9 protein-coding genes are annotated in these 8273 nt (G+C 65.3%); 5 read left to right on the forward strand and 4 right to left on the reverse strand.

The window, feature by feature from the left end; all coding sequences use genetic code 11:
- The 3 genes from ACCC94_RS25350 to ACCC94_RS25360 all read right to left on the reverse strand — a co-directional run.
- Window positions 1–422 (reverse strand): alcohol dehydrogenase catalytic domain-containing protein (locus ACCC94_RS25350; RefSeq protein ID WP_413352383.1); only part of this gene is annotated, 422 nt, incomplete at its 3' end.
- A 37-nt stretch (window positions 423–459) separates the two neighbouring features.
- Window positions 460–621 carry a DUF1427 family protein gene (locus tag ACCC94_RS25355; protein WP_413352384.1) on the reverse strand — a complete coding sequence of 54 codons (162 nt, stop codon included), beginning with the start codon at window positions 619–621 and terminating at the stop codon, window positions 460–462.
- 909 nt (window positions 622–1530) lie between these two features.
- Window positions 1531–2298 carry an AraC family transcriptional regulator gene (locus ACCC94_RS25360; RefSeq protein WP_413352385.1) on the reverse strand — a complete coding sequence of 256 codons (768 nt, stop codon included), beginning with the start codon at window positions 2296–2298 and terminating at the stop codon, window positions 1531–1533.
- Between the two features lie 303 nt (window positions 2299–2601).
- Between ACCC94_RS25360 and hppD the strand changes: the two genes are divergently transcribed.
- The 4 genes from hppD to ACCC94_RS25380 all read left to right on the forward strand — a co-directional run bounded on the left by hppD (window position 2602) and on the right by ACCC94_RS25380 (window position 6374).
- The gene (gene hppD, locus ACCC94_RS25365) at window positions 2602–3684 is read left to right on the forward strand and encodes a 4-hydroxyphenylpyruvate dioxygenase (RefSeq protein ID WP_413352386.1); all 1083 of its coding nucleotides are present in this window, start codon (window positions 2602–2604) and stop codon (window positions 3682–3684) included.
- Window positions 3685–3736: 52 nt separating this feature from the next.
- Window positions 3737–4378 (forward strand): maleylacetoacetate isomerase, encoded by a 642-nt coding sequence (gene maiA, locus ACCC94_RS25370; RefSeq protein WP_413352387.1) that lies wholly within the window; start codon window positions 3737–3739, stop codon window positions 4376–4378.
- Window positions 4379–4489: 111 nt separating this feature from the next.
- The gene (locus ACCC94_RS25375) at window positions 4490–5905 is read left to right on the forward strand and encodes an amino acid permease (protein ID WP_413352388.1); all 1416 of its coding nucleotides are present in this window, start codon (window positions 4490–4492) and stop codon (window positions 5903–5905) included.
- A 91-nt stretch (window positions 5906–5996) separates the two neighbouring features.
- On the forward strand, window positions 5997–6374 hold the full coding sequence (locus tag ACCC94_RS25380) for an MliC family protein (protein ID WP_413352389.1): 378 nt from the start codon (window positions 5997–5999) through the stop codon (window positions 6372–6374).
- Between the two features lie 261 nt (window positions 6375–6635).
- On the opposite strand, the gene ACCC94_RS25385 is transcribed toward ACCC94_RS25380, so the two are convergent.
- Entirely contained in the window at window positions 6636–7430 is a 795-nt protein-coding gene (locus tag ACCC94_RS25385) for a nucleoside-binding protein (RefSeq protein WP_413352391.1), read from the reverse strand.
- Between the two features lie 370 nt (window positions 7431–7800).
- Here ACCC94_RS25385 and arfB point away from each other — a divergent pair, with 370 nt between their 5' ends.
- On the forward strand, window positions 7801–8214 hold the full coding sequence (gene arfB, locus ACCC94_RS25390) for an alternative ribosome rescue aminoacyl-tRNA hydrolase ArfB (RefSeq protein WP_413352390.1): 414 nt from the start codon (window positions 7801–7803) through the stop codon (window positions 8212–8214).
- The last annotated feature ends 59 nt before the right edge of the window (window positions 8215–8273 follow it).

An 8273-nucleotide genomic window follows, 5' to 3' on the forward strand; every position in this document is an offset into this window, starting at 1 on the left:
GCTCCGGCGCCGACCTGGCTGCGCTCCAGCGCGTCCCAGGCCGTGGTGAAGGGCACGCCGCAGCTGGCGGCCTGGGCGAAGCTCATGCGCTCGGGCATCAGCGCCACGCCACCGGCCGGCACGCTCATCAACTGTGCATGGCTGCCGTTGCGGGTGAAGCCCAGGCCCTTGCCGGTACCCCAGACGGATTTGCCCAGCAGCTCTGCCGGACCTTGCACCACGGTGCCGGCGAAATCGCGGCCGGGCACACGGGGCAGGGTGGTGTAGGGGAAGCGGCCGAGGACGTTCTTCACATCACTGGGGTTCAGGCCGGCGGCGTGGACTTCCACCAGTACTTCATCGGCGGTGGGTACCGGGTCGGTGACTTCGGTAAAGCTCAGGGCGGCGAGGTCGCCGGTGCGGTCGAATTGCAGGGCTTTCATGGCGCGGGTCCTTGGCAATCAGTTGTTGATTAGGGAATCAGTGGAGCCAGCGGGTCAGCATCGGCAGGGCGTTCTCGCCGATCTGCATGCCCAGCAGGCCGACCAGTGCCACCAGCGGCGGCGCCGGCGAACGGAAGTCGAGGAAGTGGTAGGCGAGGCCGACGGCGATGCCGATGGCCAGGGAAATCAGGTAGCTCATGTTGTCCTCCGCGGGTGGTTCCGGCGGCTGGCGGGAATGGAGCCAGTCTAGGAGCCGCGCCATGGCGCCGTCGGTCATTGGCTTCGGAATATCGGACAGATGTGGGTGGGGGTATTGGATGGGCGTGCCAGGTGCGGGTGATCGAGCGCATGACGCGCTGCACCGACCCCGCAGGAGCGGACCTTGTCCGCGAAATCCCCCGCGGCGAAATCCTTTCTTGCTGACGCGCGCATCAGCAATGCGCCCGCGATCCGAGGGCAGGGCCGGCGCGAGGTAATCGGCGGATAACCCGTTCCGGGTTATGCTCCCTGCGGTGCTGCACCGACCCCGTAGGAGCGGACCTTGTCCGCGAAATCCCACGCGGCGGAATCCTTTCTTGCTGACGCGCGCATCAGCAATGCGCCCGCGATCCGAGGGCAGGGCCGGCGCCCCTGTTCGTTGATTCTGTTTGACTGCTTCGACTTGGGTGTTTCCGCGCCGCTCCGGTGTACGCGCAGGCTTTGTGTTTCGCCCCCTCGGGCGAGTCCCTTTTGGCAAACGTCGGATAGCCGCCCTCCCAAAAGGAACCAAAAGGTCTTGCCCCGGACATCCGGTTTTTCGCCTAGGCGAAAAATTCCCTCGTTGAATCGAAGTTTCAGGGGCACGCCGCGAAGGGCCATCCCTGGCCCATCGCGGCTCTCGCGACATCCATGTCGCTCAACCCCTGAAACTCCAATTCAACGAGGCCTCCTGAACGGGGCCATTCGGAGTGCGCGGACGTTTATCTGGAAGACTCTTCAGAGCCAGAGCCAGAGCCAGAGCCAGAGCCAGAGCTGGGGTGTCGGGCTCTTCGTAGGAGCGAGCTTGCTCGCGAACCGCCTGGCACCATTGTTTACCTGTAGGAGCGTGGGACGCTGGAGCCAACGCGGGCTACCTGCCGCAATACTCCGAAGGCGCCACACCCAGTTCGCGTCGGAACATCTCGCTGAAACTCCCCGGCTGATACCCCAGCCCATGGGCGATCTGGCTCACCGCGATGCCCTCGTTGAGCTGTGCCACCGCCGTGGCCAGCTGCACCTGCCGGCGCCACTGGGCGAAACCCATGCCCAGGCTGCGCTGGAGCAGACGGGCCAGGGTCCGCACGCTGGCGCCGGCGTCGGCGGCGTGCTGTTCGAAGGAAACCTCCTGGCTCGGCTCGGCCATCACCGCCAGGCACAGGTTCAGCAGGCGGCGGTCGGAGTCGTCCGGCAACGGCACGCGCAGCAGCAGGCTGCGCGCGCGTTGCAGTTCCAGCACGGCCAGTTGCGACAGCGCCTGGTAGTAATCGGTGTCCGGTTCGCGCTCATGCTCAACTAGCCGGACGATCAATTCGCGCAGCAGCCCGCCGACTTCGAACGCCTGCACCTGCTCGCCGAGGGAATCCGCCGTTCCCGGTCGCAGGTAGATGTTGCGCATCTGCAGCTCGCTGACCACGCGGATGCCATGGGGCACCTGCGGCGGCAGCCAGACGGCGCGGTTGGGCGGCACCAGCAGAGCTTCGGAAGGCGTCTCCAGCCACATCACCCCGGACATGGCATAGAGCACCTGTCCCCAGTCATGGGAGTGCGGCTCGATATGCAGGCCGCGCGGATAGCTGCGGGCCAGGGCGCGCAGGGACGCCGGAGTGGCTTCGAAATCGGGGGGAGCGGCGCGGGCCATAGTGTGGTTCGGGCGGGGGGAGAATGGCCGCATGGTAGCCGCCGCACGGCGCCGTGACGAGAGCGCGGCACTCGCACTGGCAGGCTGGCGCACCACCTTGTCACGAATTCTTTACGGTGCGGCGGCATGCCGCACGGGGCTTTTGCCGTCGTAACGATTTCTTTCCGGGCCAACCCCGCGAACACGCGGCAAACCGGCGGCGCCCGGCTTGTTCCAAAGTCTCGCGACAGTTGAGATGAAGGCATTCCAGACGCCTGGACGGCCCCGCGCCGAGCCAGCCGATAACGACAACGAGGAGGCCGGATGAACGCCGTGACCAAGATCGAGCAACACAACCCCATCGGCACCGACGGCTTCGAGTTCGTCGAATTCACCGCCCCCGACGCCCAGGGCATCGAGCAACTGCGCCAGCTGTTCACCGGCATGGGATTCACCGAGACCGCCAAGCACCGTTCCAAGGAAGTCTTCCTGTTCCAGCAGAACGACATCAACATCGTGCTCAACGGCAGCCCCACCGGCCACGTCCACGAGTTCGCCAAAAAACACGGCCCGAGCGCCTGCGCCATGGCCTTCCGGGTGAAGAACGCTGCCCAGGCCGCCGCCTACGTCGAATCCCAGGGCGCCAAGCTGGTCGGCAGCCACGCCAACTTCGGCGAGCTGAACATTCCCTGCGTCGAAGGCATCGGCGGTTCGCTGCTGTATCTCGTCGACCGTTATGGCGACAAGAGCATCTATGACGTCGACTTCCAGTTCATCGAAGGCCGCAGCGCCAACGACAACGCCGTCGGCCTGCTGTGCATCGACCACCTGACCCACAACGTCAAGCGCGGCCAGATGGATGTCTGGTCCGGCTTCTACGAGCGCATCGCCAACTTCCGCGAGATCCGCTACTTCGACATCGAAGGCAAGCTCACCGGCCTGCTGTCCCGCGCCATGACCGCGCCCTGCGGGAAGATCCGCATCCCGATCAACGAGTCGGCGGACGACAAGTCGCAGATCGAGGAATTCATCCGCGAATACCACGGCGAAGGCATCCAGCACATCGCCCTGACCACCGAGGACATCTACGCCACCGTGCGCCAGCTGCGCGCCAACGGCGTGGACTTCATGAGCACCCCGGACACCTACTACGCCAAGGTCGACACCCGTGTCGCCGGCCACGGCGAGCCGCTGGATCAATTGCGCGAGCTGAACATCCTGATCGACGGCGCACCGGGCGACGACGGCATCCTGCTGCAGATCTTCACCAATACGGTGATCGGCCCGATCTTCTTCGAGATCATCCAGCGCAAGGGCAACCAGGGCTTCGGCGAGGGCAACTTCAAGGCCCTGTTCGAATCCATCGAGGAAGACCAGATTCGCCGTGGCGTGATCTCCGACCAGTAACGCGCTTGCTGGGCGGCCGCGCAGTCCGCGTGGCCGCCTGCGGAGAACCGCCATGCTCACTCTGTATTCCTACTGGCGTTCCAGCGCCGCCTACCGCGTGCGCATCGCCCTCGGCCTCAAGGGCCTGGCATACCGCCAGGTGCCGGTGCACCTGGTGAAGGACGGCGGCCAGCAGCATGCCGCCGAGTACAAGTCGCTCAACCCGCAGGAGCTGGTGCCGCTGCTGGTGGATGGCGACGCGCGCATCGCCCAGTCCCTGGCGATCCTCGAATACCTCGACGAAACCCATCCGCAACCCGGTCTGCTGCCGCGCGATGCGCTGCAACGTGCGCAGGTGCGTTCGTTGTCGCTGCACATCGCCTGCGATATCCATCCGCTGAACAACCTGCGCGTGCTGCAATACCTCAGCGGCCCGCTGGGTGTAGCGGACGAGGCGAAGAACGCCTGGATCCGCCACTGGGTCGAGACCGGCCTGCGCGCGGTGGAGGAGGGCGTCGCCCACTGGAGCGGCCCGCTGTCCCTCGGCGAGCGCCCCGGCTATTTCGAGGCCTGCCTGATTCCCCAGCTGTACAACGCCCGCCGCTTCGATTGCGACCTCAGCGGATGCCCGCGCCTGCTCGCCATCGCCGCGCGCTGCGAGACCCTCGAAGCCTTCCAGCAGGCCGCCCCGGAGGTGCAGCCCGACGCCCAGTAAGCCCCCAATCAGCCCGCTCGTTCCATCGCTCTTTAGCCTTGCCTTGCCCGCACCGTCTGGCCACAAGCCGGGCGGCCGATTCCCGTCACAGATAAAAACAACAGGTGACGCATGACGCGTGAAACTCAACACGCAGGCCAGCTCCAGCGCGGCCTGAAGAATCGCCATATCCAGCTGATTGCCCTCGGCGGCGCCATCGGTACCGGGCTGTTCCTCGGTTCGGCCGGAGTGCTCAAGTCCGCCGGCCCGTCGATGATCCTCGGCTACGCCATCGCCGGTTTCATCGCTTTCCTGATCATGCGCCAGCTCGGCGAGATGATCGTCGAGGAGCCCGTCGCCGGCTCCTTCAGCCACTTCGCGCACAAGTACTGGGGCGGCTTCGCCGGCTTCCTCTCGGGCTGGAACTGTTGGGTGCTGTACATCCTGGTGGGCATGTCGGAGCTCACCGCGGTGGGCAAGTACATCCACTACTGGTGGCCGGAGGTGCCGACCTGGGCGACCGCCGCGCTGTTCTTCGTGGTGGTCAACGCGATCAACCTGTTCAACGTGAAGGCCTTCGGCGAGGCGGAATTCTGGTTCGCCATCATCAAGGTCGCCGCCATCGTCGGCATGATCGCCCTGGGCTGCTACCTGCTGGCCAGCGGCACCGGCGGCGAGCAGGCGGCGGTGAGCAACCTGTGGGCACACGGCGGCTTCTTCCCCAACGGCATCAGCGGGCTGGTGATGGCCATGGCGATCATCATGTTCTCCTTCGGCGGGCTGGAGATGCTCGGCTTCACCGCCGCCGAGGCCGACCAGCCGAAGCAGGTGATCCCCAAGGCGATCAACCAGGTGATCTACCGCATCCTGATCTTCTACATCGGCGCGCTCACCGTGCTGCTCTCGCTGACCCCCTGGGACAGCCTGCTGCAAACGCTGAATGCCTCCGGCGATTCCTACAGCGGCAGCCCCTTCGTGCAGATCTTCTCGATGATCGGCAGCAGCACCGCCGCCCACGTCCTCAACTTCGTGGTGCTCACCGCCGCGCTGTCGGTCTACAACAGCGGCACCTACTGCAACGGCCGCATGCTCGTGGGCCTGGCGGAGCAGGGCGATGCACCGCGCGCGCTGGCCAAGGTGGACAGCCGGGGCGTGCCGGTGCGTTCGCTGATGGTCTCGGCGGCGGTGACCTTCCTCGCCGTGCTGGTGAACTACCTGGTGCCGGCCCGCGCGCTGGAACTGCTGATGTCCCTGGTGGTGGCCGCGCTGGTGATCAACTGGGCGATGATCAGCCTGGCGCACCTGAAGTTCCGCGCGCGCATGGATTCCGACGGCAAGCGCACTGCCTTCCGCGCCGTGGCTTATCCGGCGGCCAACTGGCTGTGTCTGGGCTTCGTGGTGTTCATTCTCGGCGTCATGCTGCTCACCCCGGGCATCCAGGTATCGGTCTATGCGATCCCGGTGTGGCTGCTGATGATGTACGGTTGCTATCGCCTCAAGCGCCAGGGTTCGGTGCGGGGCGAGGTGCGGACGGCGCTGGCGGACTGATCGCCCGACTTTGAGACGGGCCGCCCGCGATTGACCGCGCGGCCCGACCTTTCCTAGAGTGACCGGGCCATTTTTCGTCAGAGGGATACTCATGAAAAAAGCACTTTGGCTGCTCGCGGCGACCGTGCCGGTCCTGCTCGTCGCCTGCGGCGGCGAGGAAAAGAAAGCACCCCAGGTCGACGCGCTGGTGCTGCCCGGCGACGCCAAGCTGGATTCGCGCAGCGTCTCGTACAAGTGCGAGGACGGCCGCAAGATCAGCGTGCAGTACCTGAACAAGGGCGACAACAGCCTGGCCGTGGTGCCGGTAACCGACGCCTCCAGCCTGGTCTTCGCCAACGTCATCTCCGCCTCCGGCGCCAAGTACGCTGCCGGCCAGTACATCTGGTGGACCAAGGGCGAGGACGCCACGCTGTACAAGGACTGGAAAGGCGGCGAACCCGCTGATGGGGTGGCCTGCAAGGAGAGCTGATGCTCCCTGTGGCGCCCGAAGGAAAGAGCCCGGCGAGTGCCGGGCTTTTCCATTTCAGAGCCATCGGGTGGAGAGCCTTTGTAGGGCGAATAACGCGCCAGCGTTACCCGCCGCGCGGGCAACGGCGGATTACCTGTTCCAGGTTATGCGCCCTACGATTGGGCGGGTTCGCGAGCAAGCTCGCTCCTACGAAAAGCTTGTCCTGCGCGGGCCGCTCCCTGTAGGAGCGAGCTTGCTCGCGAACCGCCGCCACTTCCGAAGCTAAAAGGTGAACTCCAGGTTCACCGTCGGCGTCGAGGTGCGCGTGCCGCGCCCCCCGTCCACGCCGAACTTGTTGTGCCAGTACTCGTAGCCCACGCCCAGCCACAGGTTCGGCTGGCGCTTGGTGCCCGGCAGGGTGGCGAACATCAGCGAGGTGCGCACCAGCGTCTCCGGCGCGGTGTCGTTGTCGTTGTAGTCCTCGCCCTTTTTCCCGGTGTAGTTCAGGAAGCCCTGGAACTTCGCCCCGTGGTCGCCCAGCTGGAATGGCCGCAGCCAGGTCAGGTTGACCATGTAGGTGGTGTCGAAGGTGTGGTCCGGGTGCTTCGCGTTGGGGATGCCGGAGTGGTTTTTCTCGCGGTAGTAGAACAGCGAGAGATCCAGAACTCCGGGCCCGTTGAACTTGAGGGTGGGGCCGAACACCAGCGCGCGCTTCTTCGCCGAGCCGAGGTTGTTGTTGCGGCTGGCGTCGAAGCCGAAGGTGAAGGCGTGGTCCTTCACCAGCCCCTTGCCCTGCGGCAGGTCGAACACCCGCGAGGCATAGAGCTGGCTGCGGAACACCCCGTAGACCTCGCTGCTGCCGCTGTCGGTGCCCTTGCGCGGGTCATCGCTGTCGGACTGCAGCACGTCGAGGTGGAAGAAGTTGCTGCCGTAGCGGTAACCGTCAGCGTGGCTGAAGCTGAAGATGCGCTTGCTGATGTCGTGCGGATTGTTCGGGTTGGTGAAGCCCTTGCCGTAGCGGAAGCCCAGCGTGTTGCTGGTCCACTCGAAGAAGCGATCGTCGTCGGCCTGTGCCATCCCCAGCGGGGCGAGCACCAGCGCGGTACCGAGGGCGAACCGGCGGCCGGTGCTCAGGCGGCGGCTGGAACGCGGTTGGGGGCGGGCGGCGCCAAGGGCCGTCATCGCGGAAGAAACCATGTTGCACCTCTGTGTTGTTCTTATTTTTCGTGGCTTCGGGGCCGGCGTCCCGCAGGACTGGCTGCGGTCGGTGACAGGCTGGGTTCTAATGGTGAATTGATGACATTGCAAGAAAAATTTGTACACAAATTCGTATACAAAAATTGACGCGAAAGTCAGGAACGGGCGCTGCGAGGCGAACTAGATGGCTTCGGGACAGACGCGGCGGTGCGCGGTATCCTGACGATCATTTCCTCCCTGAATCCTTCCCATGCTGCAGATTTCCAACACCGTGCAGATCCCCGATGCCGAGATCGAGCTGAACGCCATCCGCGCCCAGGGCGCGGGCGGGCAGAACGTCAACAAGGTATCCAGCGCCATGCACCTGCGCTTCGACGTGCGCGCTTCATCGCTGCCGGAGTTCTACAAGGAACGCCTGCTCGCGCTGAGCGACCAGCGCATTACCAGCGACGGCGTGGTGGTGATCAAGGCGCAGCAGTACCGCACCCAGGAGCAGAACCGCGAGGATGCGCTGAACCGCCTGGCGGAGCTGATCCGCAGCGTTGCGAAGGTGGAGAAGAAGCGCCGCCCGACCAGGCCGACGCTGGGCTCGAAGACGCGCCGTCTGGAAGGCAAGAGCAAGCGCGGGGCGATCAAGGCGGGGCGGGGGAAGGTGGATTTCTGATCGGGGGACGAGAGCGCTTGCTTTTCGTAGGAGCGGGGCTTTCAGAGGCGCCACCCCCC

The sequence above is a fragment of the Pseudomonas sp. Pseusp97 genome (assembly GCF_047304025.1).
Classification (GTDB): domain Bacteria; phylum Pseudomonadota; class Gammaproteobacteria; order Pseudomonadales; family Pseudomonadaceae; genus Pseudomonas.